The sequence below is a fragment of the Burkholderiales bacterium genome (assembly GCA_035560005.1).
Lineage (GTDB): Bacteria > Pseudomonadota > Gammaproteobacteria > Burkholderiales > Eutrophovitaceae > DASRFY01.
This window is the reverse complement of sequence record DATMAN010000038.1, coordinates 22,626-47,913: the sequence shown is the minus strand read 5'-3', so window position 1 is coordinate 47,913 and position 25,288 is coordinate 22,626. Positions and strand designations below refer to the sequence as shown.

26 protein-coding genes are annotated in these 25,288 nt (G+C 66.1%); 12 read left to right on the top strand and 14 right to left on the bottom strand.

What is annotated here, in order from left to right:
* The first annotated feature begins 66 nt into the window (after positions 1-66).
* The 11 genes from VNM24_05230 to VNM24_05180 all read left to right on the top strand — a co-directional run bounded on the left by VNM24_05230 (position 67) and on the right by VNM24_05180 (position 10,073).
* A complete protein-coding gene (locus tag VNM24_05230; GenBank protein ID HWQ38005.1) occupies positions 67-1,641 on the top strand; it encodes a cytochrome D1 domain-containing protein in 1,575 nt (524 codons plus the stop codon).
* 11 nt (positions 1,642-1,652) lie between these two features.
* Entirely contained in the window at positions 1,653-1,982 is a 330-nt protein-coding gene (locus VNM24_05225) for a c-type cytochrome (protein HWQ38004.1), read from the top strand.
* A 157-nt stretch (positions 1,983-2,139) separates the two neighbouring features.
* On the top strand, positions 2,140-2,574 hold the full coding sequence (locus VNM24_05220; protein ID HWQ38003.1) for a cytochrome c: 435 nt from the start codon (positions 2,140-2,142) through the stop codon (positions 2,572-2,574).
* A gap of 161 nt (positions 2,575-2,735) precedes the next feature.
* Complete coding sequence (locus VNM24_05215) at positions 2,736-3,869, top strand: cytochrome D1 domain-containing protein (GenBank protein HWQ38002.1); 1,134 nt, start codon at positions 2,736-2,738, stop codon at positions 3,867-3,869.
* A 1-nt stretch (position 3,870) separates the two neighbouring features.
* Positions 3,871-4,857, top strand: coding sequence for an Lrp/AsnC family transcriptional regulator (locus VNM24_05210; GenBank protein ID HWQ38001.1), 987 nt, complete (start codon positions 3,871-3,873; stop codon positions 4,855-4,857).
* Positions 4,850-5,308, top strand: coding sequence for an Lrp/AsnC family transcriptional regulator (locus VNM24_05205; protein HWQ38000.1), 459 nt, complete (start codon positions 4,850-4,852; stop codon positions 5,306-5,308). The genes VNM24_05210 and VNM24_05205 overlap by 8 nt, the downstream gene beginning before the upstream one ends.
* Positions 5,309-5,335: 27 nt before the next feature.
* Entirely contained in the window at positions 5,336-5,812 is a 477-nt protein-coding gene (locus tag VNM24_05200; GenBank protein ID HWQ37999.1) for an AsnC family transcriptional regulator, read from the top strand.
* Positions 5,813-5,864: 52 nt separating this feature from the next.
* Positions 5,865-7,076: a heme d1 biosynthesis radical SAM protein NirJ gene (gene nirJ, locus VNM24_05195; GenBank protein HWQ37998.1), complete on the top strand. Its 1,212-nt coding sequence runs from the start codon at positions 5,865-5,867 to the stop codon at positions 7,074-7,076.
* Between the two features lie 182 nt (positions 7,077-7,258).
* Complete coding sequence (locus VNM24_05190; protein ID HWQ37997.1) at positions 7,259-8,749, top strand: cytochrome D1 domain-containing protein; 1,491 nt, start codon at positions 7,259-7,261, stop codon at positions 8,747-8,749.
* Positions 8,750-8,827: 78 nt separating this feature from the next.
* Entirely contained in the window at positions 8,828-9,457 is a 630-nt protein-coding gene (locus VNM24_05185; GenBank protein HWQ37996.1) for a LysE family translocator, read from the top strand.
* Between the two features lie 106 nt (positions 9,458-9,563).
* On the top strand, positions 9,564-10,073 hold the full coding sequence (locus VNM24_05180; protein HWQ37995.1) for a hypothetical protein: 510 nt from the start codon (positions 9,564-9,566) through the stop codon (positions 10,071-10,073).
* A gap of 119 nt (positions 10,074-10,192) precedes the next feature.
* Here the strand turns inward: VNM24_05180 and VNM24_05175 are convergent, their stop codons facing one another.
* The 10 genes from VNM24_05175 to VNM24_05130 form a co-directional block, all read right to left on the bottom strand.
* Complete coding sequence (locus tag VNM24_05175) at positions 10,193-11,041, bottom strand: hypothetical protein (protein HWQ37994.1); 849 nt, start codon at positions 11,039-11,041, stop codon at positions 10,193-10,195.
* A complete protein-coding gene (gene serC / locus VNM24_05170; GenBank protein ID HWQ37993.1) occupies positions 11,034-12,128 on the bottom strand; it encodes a 3-phosphoserine/phosphohydroxythreonine transaminase in 1,095 nt (364 codons plus the stop codon). Before serC ends, VNM24_05175 begins: the two co-directional genes overlap by 8 nt.
* Positions 12,129-12,152: 24 nt before the next feature.
* Positions 12,153-12,656 carry a urate hydroxylase PuuD gene (locus VNM24_05165; GenBank protein HWQ37992.1) on the bottom strand — a complete coding sequence of 168 codons (504 nt, stop codon included), beginning with the start codon at positions 12,654-12,656 and terminating at the stop codon, positions 12,153-12,155.
* A gap of 333 nt (positions 12,657-12,989) precedes the next feature.
* Entirely contained in the window at positions 12,990-14,132 is a 1,143-nt protein-coding gene (pqqE, locus tag VNM24_05160) for a pyrroloquinoline quinone biosynthesis protein PqqE (GenBank protein ID HWQ37991.1), read from the bottom strand.
* Positions 14,101-14,394 carry a pyrroloquinoline quinone biosynthesis peptide chaperone PqqD gene (gene pqqD / locus VNM24_05155; protein ID HWQ37990.1) on the bottom strand — a complete coding sequence of 98 codons (294 nt, stop codon included), beginning with the start codon at positions 14,392-14,394 and terminating at the stop codon, positions 14,101-14,103. The genes pqqE and pqqD overlap by 32 nt, the downstream gene beginning before the upstream one ends.
* A gap of 632 nt (positions 14,395-15,026) precedes the next feature.
* Complete coding sequence (locus tag VNM24_05150; protein HWQ37989.1) at positions 15,027-16,184, bottom strand: NnrS family protein; 1,158 nt, start codon at positions 16,182-16,184, stop codon at positions 15,027-15,029.
* Between the two features lie 76 nt (positions 16,185-16,260).
* Positions 16,261-17,019, bottom strand: a complete 759-nt coding sequence (locus VNM24_05145) for an anaerobic ribonucleoside-triphosphate reductase activating protein (protein HWQ37988.1) — start codon at positions 17,017-17,019, stop codon at positions 16,261-16,263.
* Positions 17,009-17,179, bottom strand: a complete 171-nt coding sequence (gene nrdD / locus VNM24_05140) for an anaerobic ribonucleoside-triphosphate reductase (protein ID HWQ37987.1) — start codon at positions 17,177-17,179, stop codon at positions 17,009-17,011. The genes VNM24_05145 and nrdD overlap by 11 nt, the downstream gene beginning before the upstream one ends.
* Positions 17,180-17,408: 229 nt before the next feature.
* On the bottom strand, positions 17,409-19,277 hold the full coding sequence (locus VNM24_05135) for a radical SAM protein (protein ID HWQ37986.1): 1,869 nt from the start codon (positions 19,275-19,277) through the stop codon (positions 17,409-17,411).
* A gap of 224 nt (positions 19,278-19,501) precedes the next feature.
* A complete protein-coding gene (locus VNM24_05130; protein ID HWQ37985.1) occupies positions 19,502-21,499 on the bottom strand; it encodes a ribonucleoside triphosphate reductase in 1,998 nt (665 codons plus the stop codon).
* A 485-nt stretch (positions 21,500-21,984) separates the two neighbouring features.
* On the opposite strand from VNM24_05130, the gene VNM24_05125 reads away from it, so the two are divergent.
* Positions 21,985-22,194, top strand: coding sequence for a hypothetical protein (locus VNM24_05125; GenBank protein ID HWQ37984.1), 210 nt, complete (start codon positions 21,985-21,987; stop codon positions 22,192-22,194).
* A gap of 305 nt (positions 22,195-22,499) precedes the next feature.
* Here VNM24_05125 and VNM24_05120 read toward each other — a convergent pair whose 3' ends face one another.
* The 4 genes from VNM24_05120 to VNM24_05105 form a co-directional block, all read right to left on the bottom strand.
* The gene (locus VNM24_05120) at positions 22,500-22,757 is read right to left on the bottom strand and encodes a B12-binding domain-containing protein (protein HWQ37983.1); all 258 of its coding nucleotides are present in this window, start codon (positions 22,755-22,757) and stop codon (positions 22,500-22,502) included.
* 109 nt (positions 22,758-22,866) lie between these two features.
* Positions 22,867-23,799, bottom strand: a complete 933-nt coding sequence (locus VNM24_05115; GenBank protein ID HWQ37982.1) for an MASE1 domain-containing protein — start codon at positions 23,797-23,799, stop codon at positions 22,867-22,869.
* 142 nt (positions 23,800-23,941) lie between these two features.
* Positions 23,942-24,394, bottom strand: coding sequence for an SCP2 sterol-binding domain-containing protein (locus VNM24_05110; GenBank protein ID HWQ37981.1), 453 nt, complete (start codon positions 24,392-24,394; stop codon positions 23,942-23,944).
* A complete protein-coding gene (locus tag VNM24_05105) occupies positions 24,391-25,284 on the bottom strand; it encodes a U32 family peptidase (protein HWQ37980.1) in 894 nt (297 codons plus the stop codon). The genes VNM24_05110 and VNM24_05105 overlap by 4 nt, the downstream gene beginning before the upstream one ends.
* Between the last annotated feature and the right edge of the window lie 4 nt (positions 25,285-25,288).

Genomic DNA, 25,288 nt, shown 5'->3' with positions numbered 1-25,288 from the left:
AAGCCGGGCGTGAGCGAGGAGGAGCTGAAGTACCAGGCCGGCGCCTCGCCGCTCGCGGAGGAACCGATGCACCAGGACATCAATCCGAAGGCGCCGCCGATGACCGCAGCCGAGTTCGAGCGCGCGCGCCAGATCTATTTCGAGCGCTGCGCCGGCTGTCACGGCGTGCTGCGCAAGGGCGCGACCGGCAAGCCGCTCACACCGGACATCACGCTCGAACGCGGCACCGAGTACCTGAAGGTCTTCATCAACTACGGCTCCCCCGCGGGCATGCCGAACTGGGGGACTTCCGGAGAGCTGACCGAGAAAGAAGTGGACCTGATGGCGCGCTACATCCAGCAGACCCCGCCCACCCCGCCGGAATGGGGCATGAAGGAAATGAAGGCGACCTGGAAGGTCGTCGTCCCACCCGAGAAGCGGCCCAAGCGCAAGATGAACCGGCTCGACGTGGATAACCTCTTCTCGGTGACGCTGCGCGACACCGGAGAAGTGGCCATCATCGACGGCCACAGCAAGAAGATCGTCAACATCGTCAAGACCGGTTATGCGGTCCACATCTCGCGGCTCTCGGCCTCGGGACGCTATCTCTATGTCATCGGCCGCGACGCCAAGGTGAACCTGATCGACCTGTGGATGGAAACACCCGACAACGTGGCCGAGATCCGCATAGGGCTCGAAGCGCGCTCGGTGGACACTTCCAAGGCCAAGGGCTACGAGGACAGGTACGCCATCGCCGGGTCCTACTGGCCGCCGCAGTACGTGATCATGGACGGCGACACGCTCGAACCAAAGAAGATCGTCGGCACCCGCGGCATGACGGTTGACACGCAGGAGTACCACCCCGAACCGCGCGTAGCCTCCATCGTGGCCAACCACCACAAGCCCGAGTTCGTGGTGAACGTAAAGGAAACCGGCAAGATTCTTCTGGTCGACTACCGGGACATCCGCAACCTCAAGACCACCGAGATCGGTGCCGCCCGCTTCCTGCACGACGGCGGCTGGGACGCCACCAAGCGCTACTTCCTGGTCGCGGCCAACCAGTCGCACAAGATCGCGGTGGTCGATGCCTTGCGCGGCAAGCTCACCGCGCTGGTGGACGTGGACAAGATCCCGCACCCCGGACGGGGCGCGAATTTCGTGCATCCGAAGTTCGGCCCGGTCTGGGCAACCGGCCATCTGGGCAGCGAGAAGGTCGCGTTGATCGGCACCGATCCGATCAAGCACAAGCAGTACGCGTGGAAGGTGGTGCAGATGCTCGAGGGCCAAGGCGGCGGCAATCTGTTCATCAAGACCCATCCGAAATCGACCAACCTGTGGGTGGACACGCCACTCAATCCCGATCCCAAGATTTCCCAGTCGGTGGCGGTGTTCGACATCCGCGACCTGTCGAAGAAGCCGCAGATCCTGCCGATCGCGGAGTGGGCGGGCGTCGGCGAAGGCGCCAAGCGCGTGGTGCAGCCCGAGTACAACAAGGACGGGGACGAAGTATGGTTCTCGGTATGGAGCGCCAAGAACCAGGAATCGGCGATCGTCGTGGTGGACGACAAGACCCGCAAGCTCAAGGCGGTCATCAAGGACCCGAGGCTGATCACTCCGACTGGACACTTCAACGTCTACAACACTCAGCACGACATCTACTGAGGAGCGGAAACATGAAGCTCGGTCCGATCGACATCCTGATCGCGGTCGCCGCGGCGATCGTCTTCTTCCTGGCCGGACAGGCGTCGGCCAACGACGCCGGAAAGCTCGCCGACGCCAAGGGCTGCATGGCCTGCCACGCAATGGACAAGAAGCTGGTCGGCCCTTCCTACAAGGACGTGGCGAAGAAATACAAAGGCAACAAGGACGCGCAGGCGGCGCTGGAAAAGAAGGTGATCGACGGCGGCAGCGGAGTGTGGGGCGCGATCCCGATGCCGCCGCACAAGGGCAAGCTGAGCGATTCCGAAGTCAAGCTGCTGGTGCAGTGGATCATGGCGCAATAGCACCGGCAGGCACGAAGAGACAGCGGCACATCATTGATCTGACCTGTATTTGGTGCACTCCAGTTTCGCGGGGGCTCTGCCCCCGTTTTTTTGCTGCACACGAGCCGATTTGACCTGCCTCAAAACATCCGCTGCTCGGTGCAGGCAAAGTTCTCTGGTGGCCATTTTCAAACTGTTCGTGCGGCAAACGATTCACAGCGGTTCCGGACTCGCCCTCGCCGCCTCGCTGGCGCTTGCGGCGCAGGCAGCCTGCGCGGTCGACCCGGCAGAACCGAGCCTGGCGCGCAGGCAGGAACTGGCCCATCTCATCCGCCACGACTGTGGCGCCTGCCACGGCTTGCGCCTGACCGGCGGGCTCGGGCCGGCGCTCGATCCATCGAGCCTGCGCGGCAAGCCGCCGGAAAATCTCACGCGGATCATCCTCGATGGCCGCCCGGGCACGGCGATGCCGGGCTGGCGGACTTTCCTCAGCGAGCGCGAAGCGCGGTGGCTGACCGAGGCGCTGATGCGCGGCCTGGATTCAGAAGAAACACAAGAGCGAAGCACGAGAACACGAAGGCACGAAGAAGTGCAAAACCAGGAGCCGGAATAGGCGTGAAGATTACCGAGAGACTTTTCCGCAGTTGTGCTGCGGCAGCGGCGTTTGGCCAGCGGTGCAGACGGATGAGGGCTTTCTTGTCACCCGAACTGCCTTCGTGCCTTCGTGCCTTCGTGCTTCGCCTTTCCGTCTCGGGGTTTGCGCTCGCCGCTTCGCTGGTTGCGCCCGCCGCGCAGGCGCAGTTGCGAGGCACGGGCGATCTGGGGATCGTGATCGAGCGAGCCGCGGGCAGCGTCCGGGTGCTCGATACCAGCGCGCGCACCGCCATCGCACGCGTCGAGGGTCTGGGGGATCTGTCGCACGCCTCGGCGGTGTATTCGCGCGACGGGCGCTACGCCTTCGTGTTCGGGCGCGACGGCGGGCTCACCAAAGTCGATCTGCTCGGCGCGCGCATCGACGCACGCATCCTGCAGGCCGGCAACAGCATCGGCGGGGCCATCTCACAGGACGGCCGCGTGGTCGCCGCGCAGAACTACGCGCCCGGAGGCGTGAAGCTGTTCTCCGCGGACACGCTGGAGCTGCTGGCCGACATTCCCGCCGAGTTCGGTGATGCGCAGCAGCGCTCGAAGGTGGTCGGACTGGCCGATGCGCCCGGCGGCCGGTTTGTCTTCAGCCTGTTCGACGCCGGGGAGATCTGGCTGGTGGACGCCTCGAATCCGCGCCGGCCCGGCGTGCAGAAGTTCGCGGCCGGCCTGCAGCCCTACGACGGACTGGTGACGCCCGACGGCCGCTGGTACGTCGCGGGCCTGTACGGCGAAGACGGTCTGGCGCTGCTGGATTTGTGGCATCCCGAGCGCGGCGTGCGGCGGATCCTGCAGGGCTATCGCCAGGGCGAAGAGAAACTCCCGGTCTACAAGATGCCGCATCTGCGCGGTTGGGCAGTCGCCGGCTGCCGTGCCTTCGTGCCGGCGATCGGGCGCCACGAAGTCCTCGTTGTCGACACCGAAAGCTGGCAGGAGACCGGGCGCATCGCCGTGGCCGGCCAGCCCGTGTTCGTGGTGGCGCGGCCCGATGCGCGCCAGGTGTGGGTGAGCTTCGCCTTCCCCGATAACGGGCGCGTGCAAGTCATCGACACCGAGTGCGGCTGCGTGGCGCGCACGCTCGAACCGGGGCGGGCGGTGCTGCACATGGAGTTCACCCCGCGCGGCGAGGCGGTGTGGATCTCGGCGCGCGACGACGACCGCGTCGTGGTCTACGACACGGCAAGCCTGCAACGCGTTGCCGAAGTCCCGGCCGACAAACCGAGCGGCATTTTCTTCACGGCGCGCGCGGCGCGCATCGGGTTCTGAAATGGACGCGGCAGGGTTCCGGCTGCTCAACGACTTCCAGCGCGGCTTCCCGCTGTGCGAGCGCCCGTACCTGGAGATCGCGCAGCGGCTCGGGCAGAGCGAGCATTGGGTGCTCGCCAAGCTCGCCCGGCTGGAGCTGGCCGGTGTGGTCGGCCGGATCGGCGCGGTGTTCGCCCCGAACACGATCGGCGCCAGCACGCTCGTGGCGGCTGCGGTGCCTCCGGAGGCGCTGGAGCGCGTGGCGCAGGCCGTCAACCGCTTCCCCGAGGTGAACCACAATTACGAACGGGATCACGCGTTCAACCTCTGGTTCGTGGTCACCGCTGCGGATTCCGGGAGGCTGGCACGCACCCTCGCAGCGATCGAGCGGCAGGCGCAATGTGGACCGCTGTTGTCGCTGCCATTGCTCGAGGAGTATCGCATCGATCTGGGTTTCGACCTGCGCGACGGGCACACCCAGGGAGGCGCCGCGCCGGCCCTGGCCGCGCGCGTCGCGCTGGATCGCGGTGAACAATGCCTGGTGGCCGCAGTGGAAGAAGGGCTGCTGCTCGTCCCGCGTCCCTATGCCGCGCTGGCCGACTGCTGCGGGCTGTCTGAAAAGCGGGTCCTGGAGACGCTGCAGCGCTGGCAGGTGCAGGGGCTGATCCGTCGATTCGGCGTGATCGTGAGACATCGGCCGCTGGGCTTCAGAGCCAACGCGATGGTGGTGTGGGATGTGCCGGACGCGGCGGCTCGCGGCTTCGGACTGCGGCTGGCTGCCGACCCGCGGGTCAGCCTGTGCTACCGGCGCGCGCGCGCCGAGCGCTGGAACTACAACCTGTACTGCATGCTGCACGGGCGCGAGGAAGCGCAGGTGCGCGAGCGCCTGGCCGGGCTGCGCAGGGCCGCCGGCCTCGAGTCCTTCCCCTGCCAAGTACTCTTCAGCCGGCGCAGTTTCAAGCAGACCGCCGCGCGCTACGCGCCGCTCGAAGTCCTCGCCGATGCCTGAGCCAGCGCTCGATACCCTGGATCGCGCGATCGTGAATCGGCTTCAGCAAGGCTTTCCGATCTGCGAGCAACCCTATCTCGAAGTCGCGCGCGAACTGGGCATTTCGCAGGACACGCTGATCGCGCGCCTCAAACGCCTTCTCGTCGAGGGCGCCCTGACGCGGTTCGGCCCCCTCTACCAGGCCGAGCGCCTGGGAGGCGCCTACACCCTCGCGGCGATCCAGGTTCCGGAAGACGATTACGAACGGGTGGCCCGGATCGTCAACGCCTATCCGGAGGTCGCGCACAATTATCGGCGCGAGCACGCGCTGAACATGTGGTTCGTCGTCGCGGCCGGGAACCCGGCGACCGTTACCCGCGTGCTGTTCGAGATCGAGCGCGACTGCGGCCATCCCGTGTTCGAGTTCCACAAGCTGCGCGAATACTTCGTCGCGCTCGACCTGCCGCTCTAGCCGGAGAACCCGACCATGGCCCCGGACATCCAGCTTGATGCCTTGGACAGGGCGATCGTGCGTGCGACGCAGTCCGGTCTTCCCCTCACCCCGCGCCCCTACCACGATGTCGCCGAGCTGATCGGAATCAGCGCGGAGGAAGTGATGGAGCGCATGAAGCGCATGCTCCGGCTCGGCGTGATCCGGCGCATCGGCGCGATTCCCAATCACTACGCCATCGGCTATGTCGCCAACGGCATGTCGGTGTGGGACGTGGACGATGCCGTGGTGGACGATCTCGGCGAGCGTCTTGCGCTGAGCGGGCTGGTCAGCCACTGCTACCTGCGACGGCGCCAGCCTCCGCTTTGGCCGTACAACCTTTTCGCGATGGTGCACGGGCACGATCGGGCGCAAGTCGAGGAGAAGGTGCGGCGGATCGCCGAGCTGCTCGGCAGTGCCAGCCGCGGGTACGAAGTGCTCTACAGCAGCCGGATTCTCAAGAAGACCGGCCTGCGGCTCACTTGAGGATAAAGCGCGGTGAGCGCTTTCCCGCGGGAATCCAAGGAGACATGAGCGGATGTTCCGACTGACGCAGTATTTGAGGGAAATCGAAAATCCGACGCCGTTGGGCACGGGAGCGCGGCCGAGTGGGCCGGTCGTCATCTGGAACCTGCTGCGGCGCTGCAATCTCGCCTGCCGGCACTGTTACTCGATCTCGGCCGACCACGACTTCCCGGGAGAGCTCGCCACGCCGGAGATCTTCGCGGTGATGGATGACCTGAAGCGCTCCGGCGCGCCGGTGCTGATCCTCTCCGGCGGCGAGCCCCTGCTGCACCCGGACATCTTCTCCATCGCGCGGCGCGCGAAAGACATGGGCTTCTACGTCGGGCTGTCCACCAACGGCACGCTGATCAACGAGCACAACGCTGGAGACATCGCCGCCGCCGGATTCGACTACGTGGGCGTGAGCCTGGACGGCATGCGCGACACTCACGACCGCTTCCGCCGCATGCCGGGCGGCTACGACGCGGCACTCCGAGGGATCCGCCTGGTGCGCGACGCGGGGCTGAAGGTGGGGGTGCGCTTCACGCTCACCCAGGACAACGCCCAGGACCTGCCGCACCTGCTCGAACTGATCGAGCGCGAGCGCGTCTTCAAATTCTATATGTCGCACCTCAACTACGCCGGGCGCGGCAACGTGAACCGCGCGCGCGACGCGCTGCATCTGACCACCCGCTGGGCGATCGACCTGCTCCTGCGCACCGCCTGCGACCATCTGCGGCGCGGCCTGCCGACCGAGTTCGTCACCGGCAACAACGACGCCGACGCGATCTGGTTGCTGCGATGGGCCGTGAAACATCACCCGGGACGCGTGGCCCACCTGCGCGCGAAGCTCGGCGAATGGGGTGGCAACAGTTCCGGGATCGGCATCGCCAACATCGACAACCTCGGCAATGTCCATCCCGACACGATGTGGTGGGAATACACCATCGGCAACGTGCGCGAACGTCCTTTCTCCGAACTGTGGAACGACGTTTCCGATCCCCTGATGCGCGGGCTCAGGCAGCGTCCGCGCCCGGTTCGAGGCCGCTGCGCGCAATGCCGCTTTCTCGACGTGTGCAACGGCAACACGCGCACCCGTGCCTGGCAGCTCACCGGCGATCCGTGGGCGGAGGATCCGGCTTGCTACCTGACCGACGAAGAACTGGGCATCGCCGATGCCTCTCCGCGCCTCGTCCTCACGCCCTACTCGCGCGCGCGCCGCACGGCCCCCGAGGGATCACAATGACCAGAACGAAGCACGAAGACACGAAGAAAAACAGGATCCGAAAGAAAAACCCGGGGGGATGTCTCCGAAGCATTGCGAGGAACGAAAAGAGGAATCATCAAGGCGTCCCTGGGCGCCGCTGTCTTGTGCTCGTGTTGCTCTTGCCTTCTTGTTTCGCTCTTCTGGCCCTTGCCGGCACAGCCATGGCGCAGGAGGCGCAGGCGCTGTACAGGGAACACTGCGCCGCGTGCCACGGCGCGGACCGTCTCGGAGCGACAGGGCCGGCTCTGCTGCCCGAGAACCTCGAACGGCTCAAGCGAGCGGCGGCCGAACAGCTCGTCGCGAAAGGACGGCACGCCACGCAAATGCCCGGCTTCGAAACAGAACTCTCGGCCGCGCAGATCCAGTCGCTTGTCGAGTACATCTTTACGCCGCTTGCGCGGATGCCGATCTGGGACCGGGCCCAGATCGAAGCCTCACGCGTCATTCACCGCGCCGCCGGAAGCCTGCCCGCGCAGCCCGTCTACGATGCCGATCCGCTGAACCTGTTCGTTGTGGTCGAGGCCGGCGACCATCACGCGACGATCCTGGATGGCGACCGGCTGGAACCGCTCGCCCGATTCCCCACGCGCTATGCCCTGCACGGAGGGCCGAAGTTTTCTCCGGATGGACGCTACGTCTATTTCGTCTCGCGCGACGGCTGGATCTCGAAGTACGACCTTTGGAGCCTGGCGATGGTCGCGGAGGTACGCGCCGGGATCAACACACGCAATGCAGCGGTCTCCGGCGACGGCCGATACGTGGCCGTGGGCAACTACCTGCCTCGCACGCTCGTGATCCTCGAAGCGGCCGATCTGTCCGTCGTCCGCGTCATCCCGGTTCAGGACAGGGACGGCCGCCCTTCGCGTGTGGGCGCGGTGTACGACGCCAAGCCCCGGAAGAGTTTCATCCTGGCGCTCAAGGACATTCCCGAGATCTGGGAAATGTCCTACGACCCCGAAGCAGAGCCGGTGTACGAGGGCCTGGTGCACGACTACCGCATGAACGAAGGGCTGGCGGCGCCCGGCCAGTTCACTGCGCGCCGTGCAGTACTGGAAGAGATCCTCGACGATTTCTTCTTCGATCCGAGCTACGCGTATGTCATCGGCGCGGCGCGCGACGGCGGCAAGGGCCAGGTGGTCAACCTCGACGTGCGCCGCAAGATCGCGGAGGTCGAGCTGCCGGGGCTGCCGCACCTGGGGTCGGGAATCTCCTGGGAGCTGGACGGGCGCTGGGTCATGGCAACGCCCAACCTCAAGGCCGGCGTGATCAGCGTGATCGACATGAAGACCTGGAAGACCGTCAGGCAAATCGAGACGCTCGGACCGGGCTTTTTCCTGCGCAGCCACGAGAACACGCCTTACGCCTGGACCGATTCCTTCAACAGCCCGAACCGCGATGCGCTGCAAGTGATCGACAAGCGCACGCTGCAGGTGGTGAAGACCCTGCGGCCCGCCCCGGGCAGGACCGTGGCGCATGTCGAGTTCACCCGAGACGGGCGCTATGCCCTCGCCAGCGTGTGGGAAGAGGACGGCGCGCTCGTGGTGTACGACGCGGCCACGCTCGAGGAAGTCAAGCGCCTGCCGATGCGAAAACCCGTGGGCAAATACAACGTCTGGAACAAGATCACCCGGTCCTCGGGCACGAGCCACTGACACGGGGATCGGACCGCCGGCACTGGCACACGCGGGGATCCTTCGGAGTTAAGATGGACGGGAGCGGAGTTCACGCGCATGTCGATCCCGATCGAGTCCTATCTCACCTTCTTCGCCGCCAGCGTTGTGCTGGCGCTCGCGCCGGGCCCGGACAACATCTTTGTGCTGACGCAGTCGGCGTTGCGCGGACGCAGGGCCGGTCTGCTGATCACGCTCGGGCTCTGCACCGGGCTCGTCGTGCACACCGGCGCGGTGGTGGTCGGGGTGGCCGCCATCTTCCAGACGTCCGCCGTGGCGTTCACCGCGCTCAAGCTGGTGGGTGCGGGTTACCTGTTGTATCTCGCCTGGCAGGCGTTTCGCGCGTCAGCCTCGCCGATTCGGGCCGAGGTCGAAGCCGCGGTCGCGGGCTGGCGGCTCTACCGCCGCGGCATCGTCATGAACGTGACGAATCCCAAGGTCTCGATCTTCTTCCTGGCCTTCCTCCCGCAGTTCGCGGATCCGAAGCGAGGGGCGCTCGCGCTCCAGCTCATCAGCCTCGGAGCGGGTTTCATCGTGGCCACGCTGATCGTGTTCGGCTCGATCGCCCTCGCGGCGGGCGCGATCGGGAGCTGGCTCGCGCGCTCGCGCCGCGCGCAGATCGTGATCAATCGCGTGGCCGGGGCCATCTTTGCCGGACTGGCCCTGAAGCTCGCCGCTTCCGAGCGTTGATCGCCCTGGGGGGCGCAGCGCCGCGCCGTTTGATTTGGGTCAAGGATTTCCGGCCGCCCGCGGGACTAAGGTGAAGCTTGCCTTGTCCCTGAAGAGTGAGGTGGACATGATCTCGAAGAGCGCATGCGCAGCGCTGCTTGCCGGGCTGGGCAGCGCGAGTATCGCCATTGCGGACGACGTGGCGGAAGGCGAGAACCTGTACCGGACCCAGTGCCAGATCTGTCACGGCAGCATCACGGTGCAGAGCGGGAAACGCTTTGAGCCCACGCAGCGGCAGCCGGTGTTGCTGGCCGCGAACCGGCATGGCGCGACGACGGTAACGGACGTCCCGCACACATCGATCGCCTGGAACGACGAGGCGCCGCGCGTCGCCTTCGCGCCGCCGTTCGGACCGAATCTGCGCGGCGTGGTCGGCCGCATAGCCGGGACCGCCCCCGGCTTCAGCTATTCGCCCACGTTCATGAAGACGCTCAAAGGCATGCAGTGGAACGAGGCCGCGCTCAACGTCTGGATCACCGATCCGCAGGCCTGGGTGCCCGGTGTGTACATGTTCTACAAGCAGCCGGACCCCGAGGTGCGCCGCAAGATCATTGCGTACCTGAAGGCGAATTCCTGAACGGCCCCGGCGCCATCAGGCGTTGCCTGCCTCGCGCCGGGACGAATCTGCTCCGGTCAGCGGATCGTTGAGGTGGTTCAGCAGCACGAAGGCGATGCCATGAATCGCCTCGTGGCGCGTCAGCCCTTCGCCCATCCGCCGCTCAAGGGTCGCGCGAACGACCGTCCGGTCCTTTCGGCCAGCTGACAGCGAATCGACCACGCGAGCCCGGGTCCGATGTCGATCAGGCCGCGGTGCATCTGCAGCAGGCTCGCGCCCGCCTCGATGCGCGCGCAGGCCTCATCGGCCGAGCGAATTCCTCCGACCGACAGGATGGCCATGCGCGCGCTCTTCAGGCGCGCCAGCTCGCCAATCAGGACGCCTGGCCTGACGGTCGTTTCTCCGGGCTCGGGGTCGGGCGTGGCGGCGAGGAGGCCTTCGAACTCCAGCGCGGCCAGATGCCCGACCAGTCGCGCCAGTTCCTCCATCGTGTCCTCGTGCAGCACCGCCTTGACGGCGATCGGCACTTGACGGCCGGTGCGCGCCGCGAGCCGCAACTGCGCTTCCTTCACCTTGGCGAGCAACACCGGCAGGATATGCGGCGTCTCGCGCGCCGCGATCAGCACCGAGCCCAGATTGAGCGTGAAGTAATCCGCGAAGGGCCAGCCCTTGTGCAGACAGAAGGCGTAATCGCGCGCCGCTTCCGCCAGTGGCGTCGAGGAGTTCCTGGCGATGCTGATGCCGAGCCGGCAGCGCTGGACGCGCAAGTGCGGCCGGTGCCAGCCCCGGCGAAGCAGGCTGGCGACCAGAACGTCGATCCCGCGGTTGCGTCCCGGCTCCGGACGCGGCGTCACGGTGCCGGTCTCGACGAACGCCAGGCCGAGCCTGCCCGCGCGATGCGCGATCTCGCCGTAGCGGTCGAGCCCGGCGGCCATGCCCATGCGCCCGGACAGGCGCATGCCCATCACCTCGATGTGCGTCTCATCCATGGCGCCGGGCGAATTCGCTCATGAAGCTCGCCAGCGCGCAGGCGGTTTCTTCGCTCACCGCGTTGTACAGACTCGCGCGGATGCCGCCTACGCGCGGATGCCCCGCGAGATGCAGGAAGCCTTCCTCCTCCGCCTCGCGCAGAAAGATCGGCGTCAGCGAATCCTCGGCGAGCCAGAAGCAGACGTTGATCTGCGACCGGTCCTGCGCGGCGACCGTGCAGCGGTAGAACCCGCCCGAGCGGTCGATCACTTCGTAGAGCTGCGCGCTCTTGCGCTGTACTGCCGCCTGCATCGCCTCCAGCCCACCCTGCGCCAGCAGCCACTTGAACACCAGGCCGGCGAGATACACGGCGAACATCGGCGGGGTGTTGTAGAGCGAATCGTTGTGCGCCTGCGCCAGGTAATCGAAGACCGTGGGCGTTGCCGGATGGGCGCTGCCCAGCAAATCCTGGCGCACGATGACGACGGTGAGCCCGGCCGCCCCGATGTTCTTCTGCGCGCTGGCGTAGATCAGCCCGAAGCGCGACACGTCGATCGGCCGCGTGAGGAAATCCGAGGTCATGTCCGCCACGAGGGGGAGCGCGCCGGCGTCGGGAAACTCGCGGTACTGCCGTCCATCCGCCGTCTCGTTCGAAGTAAGGTGCAGGTAGGCGCCGCGCGAAGCGATCGCCGGCGCACGATGCGGCGGCAGCACTTCGACTTCGCAGTAGCGCTGCGCCTCGGCGATCGCGCGCCGCGACCAATAGCCGGTGTCGGCGTAGCAGGCCATCGTCCGGCCGCGCAGCAGGTTCATCGGCACCAGGGCGAACTGCGCCGAAGCCCCGCCCTGCAGAAACAGCACGCGATAGTTCGCCGGTACCGCGAGCAGCGTCCGCAGGGCCGCGACCGCCTCGGCCAGGAGATCCATGAACTCGCGGCCCGTGAACGGCAACGCCAGCACGCTGCGCGCGCTGTGCCGCCAGTCGGTCAGGTCGCGCGCGGTGCGCTCCAGCACCTCGGCCGGCAACTGCCCCCCGGCGGCGGCCAGGTTCGCCGCGCCCGCGCGCGATGGTGTGGCCTGCAGGCGCCGTTGGAACAGATTCGTCATCAAGCGCTTGGGCACACGCGAGCTTCAGAAGAGAAACGCGCCGTGCTGCGCCGAGGCCATGAAGAACAGCAGCGGAATGGACAGCACGGTATTGACCCGCGCCGAGAGAAAAGTCACGCGCGAGGCGCGCAGCCGCTCTTCCAGCGGCGCGGGCACGAAGCCCAACACCTTCTTCTGGTGCGGCCAGAGCACGAGCCACACGTTGAGCATCATCAGCGTGCCGATCCACAGTCCGATGCCGATCACCGCGTGGTAGCCGGCGAGCGTCACCGCGTCCACGATCCAGCCGCGCCGCCAGAGCATGAGCACGCCGCTCGCCCAGGTCACCACGGAAGCCCAGCGGAAGATGGCGTGCTCGCGCGCGAGCAGGCTCATGAAGCGCGGGCTGGCGGCGTCCGTCAGGTCGGAGGCCGCCAGCGGCTGGTAGCTCGGCCGCTGGATCAGGGTCGAGTAGTTGTGACCCATCCAGACGATGCCGGCGAAGAAATGCAGCCAGCGCAGCAGCAGATCCAACGCTTGAGCTTCCATATACCCAAAGATCCAGAGCGAAACACGAAGACACGAAGAAAACCCAGCAAGGTTGAAAAGAAGACTGTCAGCGTGGGGCGTTCATATCCCCAAGCTGTCACAGTCTGTGTCTTCAGGTGTTCGTGCTGGAACGTGCATCCCTCATGTCGTTGCGAAGCGTGGCCTCCTATATGAGTCGTTACCCCCGCGCTTTCTTCGGGTCTTCGTGTTTCGTCCTTCTGCTTTTCCTTCACCAGAAAGGTGCGTGCACCAGCCAGCGGGCGAGAAGCCAAAGCGCCACAGTCAGCGCGATGCCGGCCAGGATCGTGCCGAATGCGCTGTCGAGCAGATTTCTCATCCCGGCGCGATCTCCGGTTCCTCGCGGCTCGCCCGCCGCATCACCAGCGGCTGGTGCGCACGGCCCGGGTCGCTGGCCCGCGCCACCGCCTCGACGATCAGATAATGGTGCGGCGACTTCGCGCACGCGGGATCGGTGTTGGCCGCGTCCCCCGTGAGCAGCAGCGCCTGGCAGCGGCAGCCGCCGAAGTCTTTCTCCTTCTCGCTGCAACTGCGGCAGGGTTCCTTCATCCAGTCTTCTCCGCGGAACTTGCTGAAGGCCGGCGACTCGTTCCACAACCACGCGAGACTCTTCTCGCGCACGGTCGGAAATTCCAGCCCCGTGATCACGCGCGCTTCCTGGCACGGCAGCGCCGTGCCATCGGGCGCTATGGTCAGGTGAATCGAACCCCAGCCGTTCATGCAGGCCTTCGGGCGCTCTTCGTAGTAGTCGGGGATGACGAAGTAGATGGTCATCTTTCCGTCGAGCCGCTCGCGCGCCTCCTGCACGATGGCCTCGGCGCGTTTGAGCTGCCCGAGCGAAGGCAGCAGCTCGTCGCGGTTCACCATCGCCCAGTTGTAGTACTGGATGTTGGCGAACTCGAGATAGTCCGCGCCGATGTCCTCGGCCATTTGCAGGATCTCGGCGGTGAGGTCCACGTTCTGCCGGAACACCGGAACGTTGAGCACCATCGGAAACCCGTAGGCCTTGATGAGCCGCGCCACTGTCAGCTTGTGGTCGAAGGCGCGCGTACCGACCAGCTCGTCGGTGAGGTCGCGCCGGCTCGACTGGATGGAGAGCTGGATCTGATTCAGGCCCGCGCGCTTCAGGGCCGCGAGCCGTGCCTCGGATAGCCCGATCCCGGACGTGATCAGGTTGGTGTAGTAGCCCAGGCCATGCGCCTCTTCGACCAGCGCTTCCAGGTCCTTGCGCAGCATCGGCTCGCCGCCGGTAAAGCCGAGTTGCAACGCCCCCAGCTCTCGGCCTTCACGCAGCACACGCTTCCACTCTTCCGTGGTGAGCTCGTCGCCGTAACGGGGGTAGTCCACCGGGTTGCTGCACCAAGGGCAGGCGAGCGGACAGCGGTAGGTCAGCTCCAGCACCAGCCACAGCGGCTTGCCCTGCCCGTCAAGCCTGACGACGGATCCATCCTTTGGCATGGGACACCTCCAGGAATTTCTGCACCGATTCGCCGATCCGGGCGGGATCGGCCGCAAACTCGCGCGTGATCTCTTCGACCAGCTCGCCGACGGTGTGCCGGCCGTCGCAGCGCTTGAGGATTTCGCCGGCGGTGTCGTTGAGCTTCACGACACCCTCCGGGTAGAGCAGCACGTAGGCCTGCTGGGTGTGTTCCCAGCGCAACAGGAACAGCGGGTTGATGACCGGGCGCTCGTGAGCCCCGAACGCATTGGCGCAATTCATGATCGATGCTTCCTTCGGCGGGGCGGGAGCGGATCGCCCGCCCCCGCTCGGCACGCGACTAGCGGACGTACACGTACGCCGTGACTTCGAAGCCCAGGCGAATATCGCAGTACGCCGGGTCGGTCCACTGTTTCATGTCTTCCTCCTTGGGACAGCGTTTCGACGGCGTCGTGGGCGCGGCAGACGCGGTCGCCGCCCACCGGCGAGTGCCGGAACGCTGTGCCGCACGGGAAGCGGAGAGGCGCCCCAGAGACTCCCCGCGCGGTCAACGTTCGGCTCGATTATGTTTGCGCCCGCGGGCAGGCCGCGACGCGAACTTGCGCGATCGCGCATCGGGAAATTGATGAAAGTCGCCTCATGACTTTCATGGATTTCGAGGCGGGTGCCCGTTTTTTCCCGATTTCTTGATCCGGATTAAGGTTTCCAAAATCTGCTCCCACCGCGGAGGACGTAAAGGATGCAGAGGAAATACAAAAAGAAACGACTTTGGACGAACCGCGAAAGCCGCCAGGAACCCCAAGAAAGCACACAAACAACCGATCATCTCGTTTCCCTGACGCTCTTGGTGGTCATTTTCTGATTTGCCTTCCTCCGCGTCCTTTGCGTCCTCCGCGGTGGGCGTTTTCGTTAGGCTAGCCGGGTCTGCCGTCGAGGCGAGGCAGCGAAAGGATCGGGAGGTAGACGATCAGATACAGCACGAAGGCGAGGCTCCAGGCCGTGGCGGCGCCAATCAAGACCGCGCCGTACTGCGCCGGCAGCGCGAGCGGCCCGAACACCCGAAGAGCCGCGGCCACGTGCACCAGCACGTACGCCAGCGTCTCGCGTCCTCCTGCCTGCAAGGGGCGCGCGGTGTGTCCGCGTGCGGTGCGCGTGATCATGCCGATGATCGATCCGCCCACCGCTCCGGTACCCAGGGCATGCAGGAACAGGCCAGCCGGGATCTCAGGATAGATCGCCGAAACCGCGAGCAGAATCATGCCCAGCGGGATCCACGCGTAAGACAAATGCAGGATCCACAGGATCGGGCTGCGCAAAGTCGAGAGCGGGTCCCAGAGCACGAGTCTCACTGCATGCAAGGCCGCCGCCGCGCCGGCAAGGGGCGCGAGCAGCCAGGCCGGCGTCCCCGCGAGTTCCGCGGCGAGCGCCGTCGCGAGCACGCCGATGGCCGCGGCGTCGAGTGCTGCCACCCGGCGAACGTTGGCCGAAGGCATCGCATTCTTCGTGAAGCTCGGCGTCACCCGGCCCGACATGATCGAAACGATCAACACGACCAGGAACAGCGCGCCGCGCGCGGGGACCGTCGGGGGCAGCGCCAGCACCCCGAGGCGTGCGAGATGGAACAGGAGATTGGCAGCCGCGAACAGCAGCAACAGGCCGACGAAGAACAGATTGCGATTGCCGCTGCGCTTCAACGGAAACCACAGGCTGAGTGCGACGAGCGGGAGAAACGCGCAGTCCACCAGCGCCGCCAGCACACCGGGTCCGGTCAGCATCGCCAGCCGGCCGGCGAGCCAGAGGGCCGCCAGCGCGGCCAGCGCAGCGCCGGTCGGCGTGGGCAGCCCGGTCCAGTTGCGCGCCGCCGTGAACAGGAATCCGGTGATCACCGCAGCGGCGAAACCGAACACCATCTCGTGTGCGTGCCAGGCCATGCCGCCGAACTGGCCCGGCTGCGGAATGACTGCGTACCACTGCGCCACCCAGACCGGAACGCCGAGCACGGCCAGCAGCGCCGCCAACAGGTAGAACGGCCGGAAGCCCAGATTGAACAGTGCGAATCGGCTCGAAGTCACGGCAGGGGCGGCGGTCGCGCAGGTCGGCAGCGCCGCAAGGGCATTGCGGAAATCTTACCGGCGCACCCGTCGCGCGTCAGGCCGGCCTGAGCTCGAGAGTGTCGAACAACGCCGCGATCCGCGCTTGCACGCTCGCCAGCCAGGGCGAGCGGCGCGGTTGCAGCAAGTGCCGGTCGGCGCAACCCTGCGCGCGAAATTCCTGGATCACGTAGCGCCTCACGCCCAGTCGGGCGAGCGAGCGCGCCAGCCGCAGCAGCTCCTCCGGCGCCATCAGGTCGGGGTGGACCGTGGTCCGCACTTCGCAGGCGACCCCCGAGTCGATCACCGCACACAGGCTGTCGAGTGCGCGCAGGGAAGATTTGCGGGCGCCGGTGAGGGAATCGTAGCGATCGAACGGCGCCTTCACGTCAAGCCCCACCCAGTCCAGGTGAGGCAGCAGCCGCTCCAGCCGCGAGGGGTACGGACCCGCGGTGTGCAGCCCGATCTTCAAGCCCAGCGCGCGCATTTCGCGGACTGCGTCCTCCAGCGTGAGCTGCGCTGTGGGCTCTCCGCCGCTGAACACCACCGCATCGAGCAATCCGCGGCGCCCGGCCATCTTTTCCCGGAGGCCGTCCCAGCTCAGTTCTCCCTCTCCTCGGCGCGGCTGCAGATGCGGGTTGTGACAATAACGGCAGCGCCAGGGACATCCCTGGCAGAACACCACCGCGGCCAGCTCGCCCGGAAAATCGGACACCGACAGGCCGACGAAGCCGCCGACGCGCAGCACGCCTGGAGCCGCCCGCGCCGGCGCGAGCGGATAGCCGCCGGCCCGGCGCTCGGCCCGCTTATCTTCCATCGGCGCGCGACTCGCGGAAGAACTTGCGCTCGCGGTGCTCGGCCTTCTTGCCGATGTTGAACGACGCCACCGGCCGGTGATAGCCCATCACGCGCGTCCACACTTCGCAGCGCTGGCGCTCCTCTGCCCGCAGCTCGATCTTCTGTACCTGTACGCTCATCGCTTCTCCTTTCAGAAAAATATGAACCACGGTGGACACGGAGGACACGGAGAAAAACAGGAACTTGGAGTAACGCCCATGCAAGCAGCGGGTGCAAACTCACGTGGTCGATCTGTCCCCAACCCACTTCGCATCGAGGGCCAATTCAGTCAACGCACCTTCTGACACTCTCTTGTCACCTTTCTCGTTCTTCCTCCGTGTCCTCCGTGTCCTCCGTGGTTCAATTTCGTTACGTAGATTCCGGCAAGAGAACGAGCCGGAATACCGACGAATCGATGCGAACGACACCACGCATGCGCTCGCTCACCACGACCGAGACGCGGTCACCGTAGCGGGCAAGCCGTGCCAGCAGCCGGTCGAGGTGCGGCAGCTCCTGCTCGCGCAGCGCCTCGATCCGCAGCGTTACGGTGGCGGCGGTCCTTCCGAGCAGCCGCTCCAGATGGCGTGCCGCACCGCGGAAGAAGGCGCCAGGCAGCGCCCCGCGCAGGCTCACCGAGACCGCGGGCGCGACCGTTTTCAACGACAGGGCGAGCCGCACGCCCTGCGCGTGCCGCTCCACCCGCCGCCGGAACGCATCGAACAGGCGCAATGCCTTGCCTGCCTCCTCGCGGGCAACGGGGAAATGCCGGTCCACGTAGTCGCGCATGGACAGGCCGCAGATCCAGTCCACGATCGCCAGCGGCAGCGAGCGCGGCGAGCCGAACGGCAGCGAACGCAGGAAGTGCCATGTCCGCGGCCACCCGCCGGGCAGCACGCCCCTCACCATCAGCCGCCAGACGATGCGCAGCCGTTCGGCTGTCGAGTATTCCCCGCCGTACACCGGCAGGCGCATGTAGCGGAACTTGTTGCGGATGCGAGCGGCGATGGCCGCATCGCTCGTCAACTGCCGGTACATGGCCTCGTAGCCCCCGACCATTTCCTCGTAGCTCATGCGCTCGGGCACGACGTTGGTCGCCGGCTTGGTGTTGTCGGTACCGGCGACCGCCGCGCGCAGGCGCCCTGCTTTCTCCAGCCGCTCGTAGAGCGGCGTCTTGGGCAACGCGGTGAGCAAACCGACCATCGCCGCCTGGACGCCGGACTCGACGATGAAGCGCGTCTGATGCTCGAAGGTCGCCACCGTGTCGGTGTCGAAGCCGACGATGAAGCCGGCCAGTACGTCGATGCCATGCTCGTAGATGCGGCGCACCGACGTCAGCACGTCTTCGTGCGTGTTCTGCGTCTTGCGGGTCCGCTTCAGCGTCTCGGGATCGGAAGACTCGATGCCGACGAATACCCAGCTGAAACGCGCTTGGCGGAACAGATCGAGCAGCTCCTTGTCCTGGGCGAGGTTAAGCGATACCTCGGTGCCGAAACTGAACGGGTAGCCATGCCGGCGCTGGTAGTCCGCCAGGAAGCGCAGCAGTTCCCTGGCCACGGCCCGATGCCCGATCAGGTTGTCGTCGACGAAGAAGGCGTTGCGCGCGCCCGCGCCGCGCAACGCGTCCAGTTCGCGCCCCACCTGCTCGACGCTCTTGTGGCGCGGCTTGCGGCCGAACATGACGATGATGTCGCAGAACTCGCACAGGTACGGGCAGCCGCGCGAGAACTGCAGGGTCGCGGTCGTGTAGCGGTCGAGCTTGAGCAGATCGAAGCGCGGCACCGGCGAATCGGCGAGCGACACCGTCCCGGTCTCGCGGTACAGCGGTTCCGGCCTGCCGCGCTCCAGATCGGCGCAGTACTGCTTCCAGATGTACTCGGCCTCGCCCGCCACGACGCTGTCCGCGACTTCGGCATAACGCTCGGGGCACAACGAAGCGAAGCTGCCGCCGGCGACCGTGCGGTATCCCGCCTTGCGATAGTAACGCAGCAGTTCGCACTGGCGCGCGAACTGCACGCCCATTCCGCACACGCCCACGACATCGGCATCGGGTGCGAGCGGAACCGTTTCCACGTTTTCATCGACGATGTTCACTTCCCAGTGTGCCGGGGTGAGCGCCGCGAGCGTGGCGAGCCCGAGCGGCGGGTTCACCGCGCGCTTGTCCGGCAGCACCTCGTTCACCGCCCAGCGGAAGCTCCAGAAGCTTTCCGGGTATCTCGGATTGATCAGCAGCAGCTTCATGTCTTCTCCTTCGAGCTTCCACCGCGGAGGTCGCAGAGGACGCGGAGTAAAGCAACGCGAAAGAGATATGAGATGGCTGCGTCGCGCCGTGCGGTGCGGCAGATCCCGAGCGGATGCATTCCGGCAGAACCAATCATCACGTTCGGCTGAACCCTGAAATCATTCTCGATTTCGTTCTTCCTTTGCGTCCTCTGCGTCCTCCGCGATGAGCGCTTTCGTACCTGTCAAGCAGCGAGCGAGGCGCGCTTGCGGGCCAGCAGGATCTCGTCGCACTTCGGGCAGAACTCGTGTTCGCCGGCGAGGTAGCCGTGCTTCGGGCAGATGGAGAACGTCGGTGTCACGGTGATGTAGGGAAGGCTGAAGTGCTCCAGCACCCTTTTCACCAGCCGCTTGCAGGCCTGCGCCGAGCTGATCTTCTCGGTCATGTACAGGTGCAGCACCGTGCCCCCGGTGTACTTGCGCTGCAGTTCTTCCTGGCGCTCCAGCGCCTCGAACGGATCGTCGGTGAACCCCACCGGCAGTTGCGAGGAGTTGGTGTAGTAGGGCGCGTCGGACGTGCCGGCCTGCAGGATTTCCGGCCAGCGCTTGCGGTCTTCCTTGGCGAAGCGGTAGGTCGTGCCCTCGGCCGGCGTGGCCTCGAGGTTGTACATGTGTCCGGTTTGTTCCTGAAACTCGAGCAGCCGGGTGCGGATGTGATCGAGCAGGCGGCAGGCGAGTGCGTGGCCGCGCGGATCGGTGATGTCATACCCGTCCCGGGTGAAGTTCCGGATCATCTCGTTGATGCCGTTCACGCCCACGGTCGAGAAGTGATTGCGAAGCGTGCCGAGATAGCGCTTTGTGTAGGGGAACAACCCGTCGTCCATGTGGCGCTGGATCACCTTGCGTTTGATTTCCAGGCTGGTCCTGGCCAGATCGAGCAGCTCGTCCGCCCGCGCGAGCAGCGCCGCTTCGTCGCCGGCATGCAGGTAGCCCAGCCGCGCGCAGTTGATGGTCACCACGCCCAGCGAGCCCGTCTGCTCGGCGGAACCGAATAGCCCGTTGCCCCGCTTCAACAGCTCCCTCAGGTCGAGCTGCAGCCGGCAGCACATCGAGCGGATCATGTTGGGCCGCAGGTCCGAGTTGATGAAGTTCTGAAAGTACGGCAACCCGTACTTGGCCGTCATCTCGAACAGAAGATCCGCGTTGGGGTGATCCCACGGGAAGTCGCGGGTCATGTTGTAGGTGGGGATCGGAAAGGTGAAGACCCGTCCTTTCACGTCGCCCGTCATCATGACTTCGATATAGGCGCGATTGATGAGATCCATCTCGGCCTGCAGCTCACCGTAGGCGAACGGCATCTCCTGGCCGCCGATCACCGGTACCTGTTCGCGCAGATCCTCGGGGCAGGTCCAGTCGAAAGTCAGATTGGTGAACGGGGTCTGCGTGCCCCAGCGCGAAGGCACGTTCAGGTTGTAGATCAGCTCCTGGATGCACTGCTTGACCTCGTGGTAGCGCAGGCCGTCCTTGCGCACGAAGGGCGCCATATAGGTATCGAAGGAACTGAACGCCTGCGCGCCGGCCCATTCGTTCTGCAGCGTGCCGAGAAAGTTCACGATCTGGCCGACGGCACTCGACATGTGTCTGGGCGGCGAAGCCTCGACCTTGCCCGGCACGCCGTTGAGCCCTTCGGCGAGCAGCGTGCGCAGCGACCATCCGGCACAGTAACCGGCGAGCATGTCCAGATCGTGGATGTGGATGTCGCCTTCGCGGTGCGCCTCGCCGACCTCGGGGGGATAGACGTGATTGAGCCAGTAGTTGGCCACCACCTTGCCGGAAACGTTCAGGATCAGGCCGCCCAGCGAGTAGCCCTGGTTGGCGTTGGCGTTGATGCGCCAGTCGCGGCGTTCGAGGTACTCGTTGACCGAGGACGCCACGTCCACCAGCGTCCTGCGGTCCTCGCGCAGCTTGCGATGCTGCTCGCGATAGACGATGTAGGCTCTCGCGGTCTTGAAGTGATCGGCCGCGATCAGCGTCTGCTCGACCACGTCCTGGATCGCTTCGATGCCGGCCTCGCGGCCGCCGAATCGATGCGCCAGCACCTTCACGACCAGCGCGCTCAGGCGCGCGGCCTCCTCCGGCCCGAATTCCCCGGTCGCCTGCCCCGCGCGACGGATCGCGGCGCGGATACGCCCTTCGTCGAACGCGACGATCGAGCCGTCCCGCTTGACCACTCTTGTCGGCATCGCCGGATGCAAGGCCAGGGTGCCGCCCGCTGCGCTCACGCACACCTCCTACCTTTTGTGGACGTGCGCAAAACCTAGCGCAACCCGTTGTGGGGACACAACGCCGGGGCGCGGTCGACCGCCGCTTCCTTCGATTCTCTTGATCTACATCAAATCTGGCGGCCGACGCGGGCGCTCAACGACTTGATGGAGGTCAAGACTCGCACCTACCCGCTCGCGTAACTTTCGCCTTCAGAGGAGATCGCGAATGACTCGGCCACACCCCCCTCACGCGCTCGGGTATGCATCCAGCGCTGACCGTTGCTGACCGTCACGATGCTGCCGGGTTGGTGTCGGCACCCACTGCGATCGCAAGAACTGCAGGTTGCCCAAATACTGGGCGAGCCGAGCTTATGCGGGACGCCTGACCGGGTTTTCCGCCGACCCGGTGCGGTGCTTCGCGAAAGCGCCTCTCAACCCCTGCCCCGGGGCGAATACTCTGCCGGGTGCCCGGCTCGCTCAAAATGATGGAAGCGCTCTACTTCACGCTCATCGGCGTGGCGCTGTACTTCGCGGCGGACTGGATCCTCAACCGCATCGAACAGGCGCGCGGCGCCCGCTTTCAGCATCGCGATCTCATCTACTTCGCGATCATCCTCACCCTCGCCCTTGCGACTTTCTATCTCATCAACCACTTCGGCTCGCGTCCAGGCTGAGGCCGGTCGCTCGCCTGCAAGATCGCAACGAGCCATCAGCAGAAACGAGCGAAACACGAAGACACGAAGGCACGACGAAGAACAAGAAGGCACCGACAACACATCACGCGTGCAACCCTTCATGTCGCGGCTTTTCGTGTTCAGGTTGCCTCTCCGAGCGCCGTTCACTTGATACTGATCTTCCGGCACTTCTGCATGTCTTCGCTCTTCCTCTAGCACTTCCTCAATCTGAACCAAGGCTGTCGGGCTTCACGTTCGCTAGCGTCCTTCGCCAAGATGGCGGAATGTCGATCGCATGGCGTTGCTCATGCCCGACCAAGCCAATCGCCGTGCGGGCAGAGAAGGGGGGATGCGGGACTTTGTTCAAGGGGCGATCTCTGCGGCAGAAAGAACTCGCCGCTGGAGTACTTCTCTCCGACGATGGACATGGCCGGGATCAGCGCCCGGCTCATGATCGTCATCGAATCGAGACCCTGCGCCAGCGCGGCCTCGATTGCCTGCAAGGTCTCTGCCCGCCTGCCGGCCACGACCCTGGCCTTGATCGATTCGATCGTCTCGTCCATGCCCCCGCCCCGCCGCCTAGGCTGCGCTTGAGCGGCAACAATGCAAATGCTAAGCACGGCCAGAAGGGCGCGGCTTAATCCAGATCAAGACACGAGCGCGCGCCCGGCGCTACCCGAGGCGCCCCGACGCTGCCTTGCGGCCGAGTTCGGCCACCGCGGCGCCCATCACGAGCCCGCTCATCGCCACCCAAGCGTTGTAGGAAGCAAGCAGCGCCAGGCTCTCCTGGCGAGCCAATGGCGCGAACGGCCCCGCCCCGCTCAGGGTGCCGGCCAGGCTGATGGCCGCTACGAGAAGACTCGCGGTTGCCGCACCCGGGACCGCGAAGCGCAGCGCGGCCCACATGACCGTCGGCAGCGGTGCAAAGGCGAGCGGATAGCGCTGTCCGTCCGCAAACACCAGGGGGGTAAACGCCACGGCGGCGACCAGCGCGGTCACCACGATCAGAGCAGCCGCCTCCGCGTACCAGCGCCAGCCGCGCCCGAATATTTGCGACGCAGCAAGCGCCAGCAGATACGGCGCGACCACCAAGACTCCGGCCGCGCTCGCCAGCCAGCGGTTCAGCCACACCGCCACGAGTTCGTCCTGCGGGACCATGCCGGCGAACCAGAGCACCGCGACCGCGGTGGCGCAGGCGAGCGCGCAGCCCAGAAAGGCGCAGATCAGGACGAGAGCCATTGCATCGCGCAATCGCCCGAGGGTGCGATCGAAGTCGGCGTACCGGCGCAGCAGGTAGACCGCCAGAAGGGTATTCAACACGTTCGCCACGGCGATCGCGCCCGCCACGAGCGGGGGCAGACCGTGTTGCAGCCCCACTGCCAGCGTCCCAATGGCGATCGCCGGCCAGTACCGGTAACCGAAGATGATGAGCAGCGCAAACCCTACACCCGCCGCCAACCCGAGCGGACCGACGTACGGCTCGTGCACATGCGCGATATGCACGCCAAGCTGCCCCAGCAGCCAGTAGGCTACCGTGCCGAAAGCCAGGATCCCGGCATACTGCGCAAGCTTGAGCTGCGATGGCTGTGCGATCGATTCACCCATCTTGCCTGCACGACTATGCCGTGGGGAGTGCAACGCTGACTTGACGCAAATCAATAGTCAGCTTGCGGGTTGTTCGGGCCTGGGATCGGGCAACGAGCGCCCGGCTCGCCCTGGCCGGATCGCGAGCGTGAAGCGGCCGTGCTCAGCCGAACAGGCCGGCGCGCAACGCACCCAGCACTCTGGCTGGAGCGAAGTCGGGCAGCCGGGGAAGGGGCAGCGCGTCGAGCGCGTTCTTCACGGCCAGACCCAGTTCGGTGTCGCCCTCGATGACCAGTCTGCGCGAAAAGAACAGCGAATCCGGGTCGACCTTGCGCCGCGCGAGCGCGGCGAAGTCGGCGGCACAGGCCGAGATGGTGGCGTCCGGCGCGGTCGGCCGGAGACGCGCGCGAAAACCGCGGTCGCCGATCGCAACGCACAGATCCAGCCCGAGATCGGTCACGCGCAACGCGACGGTCTTGCCGATGAGCGGTGCCAGGGCTTCGGGCAGGCGCGCGCCCGCCGCCAGGTTGACCGCGACGCCGAGCGCGAGCGCACCCGGCAAGCCGGCAAGGGCCGCGAGGGGCGCGGGAAGCGCCGGCAGACGCCGGGGGCTCACATGCACACCCGCTGCAGGCCGGGGCGGGCGTGCCAGTAGCCGTTGCAGGTCCCGCCGGGCTCGGCCGACTCGATGCGAGCCGCTGCTTCGGTCGCGGGCAACCGGCCATCGATCGCGTCGCGCAGGATCTGCAGCCACTCCACGCAGCGCTGAGCCCGGGGGCTGACTCGGACCGAATGCACCTCCAGCGCGCGCAGCGCGGGCAGCTCGCGCACCAGGTTGTAGACCGCGTCCGACTGGGTCTGCGTGCCGTTGAGCCGCAAGAAGGCCTTGCCTTCTTGCGTGCAAAGCAGCAGTCCGTCCGGATGCTCGAGGCAGACGAAACCGCAATCATCGCGCCGGCGCTCGTAGTGGCGCGCGGTGAAGCAGCGCGCGGAGAATGCCAGCGGCAGGCGTCCCAGGACGAAAACCTCGGTTTCCAGTGTGCGCGGGCGGTCGCGCTGCAGGCGCTCCAGCGCCGCCCGGGAAAGCTCCACCGGCATCACCCAGCGCGTGGCGCCCATGCGCGCCAGAATTTCGAGGGTCCTGGCGTTGTAGCTGTTGATGTGCGGTCCGGCCACGAAGCGCACGCCGGCCAGCGTGGCCAGCGCGACCGCGGACAGGTCGTTGGCTTCGACGGCGAAGCGGCCGTTGGCGACGATACGGCGCTGCCATCTCACGTCCGATTCCGATTCCAGCAGCGCCTGGGTGCTGAGCACGACCTCCTTGCCCGCAGCGGCGAGACGGTGCGCGATGTCCAGCCAGTCGTGCAGCCGCAGTTCGTGCCGCCGTGCGCAGACAACCTCGCCCAGATAGACGATGTCGCAGGGCGAAGTTGCCACCTCGCGGTAGAACTCCAGCACGCGCTGTTTCGGCCAGTAGTAGAGCAGCGGTCCGAGCGCAAGCTTCATGCTG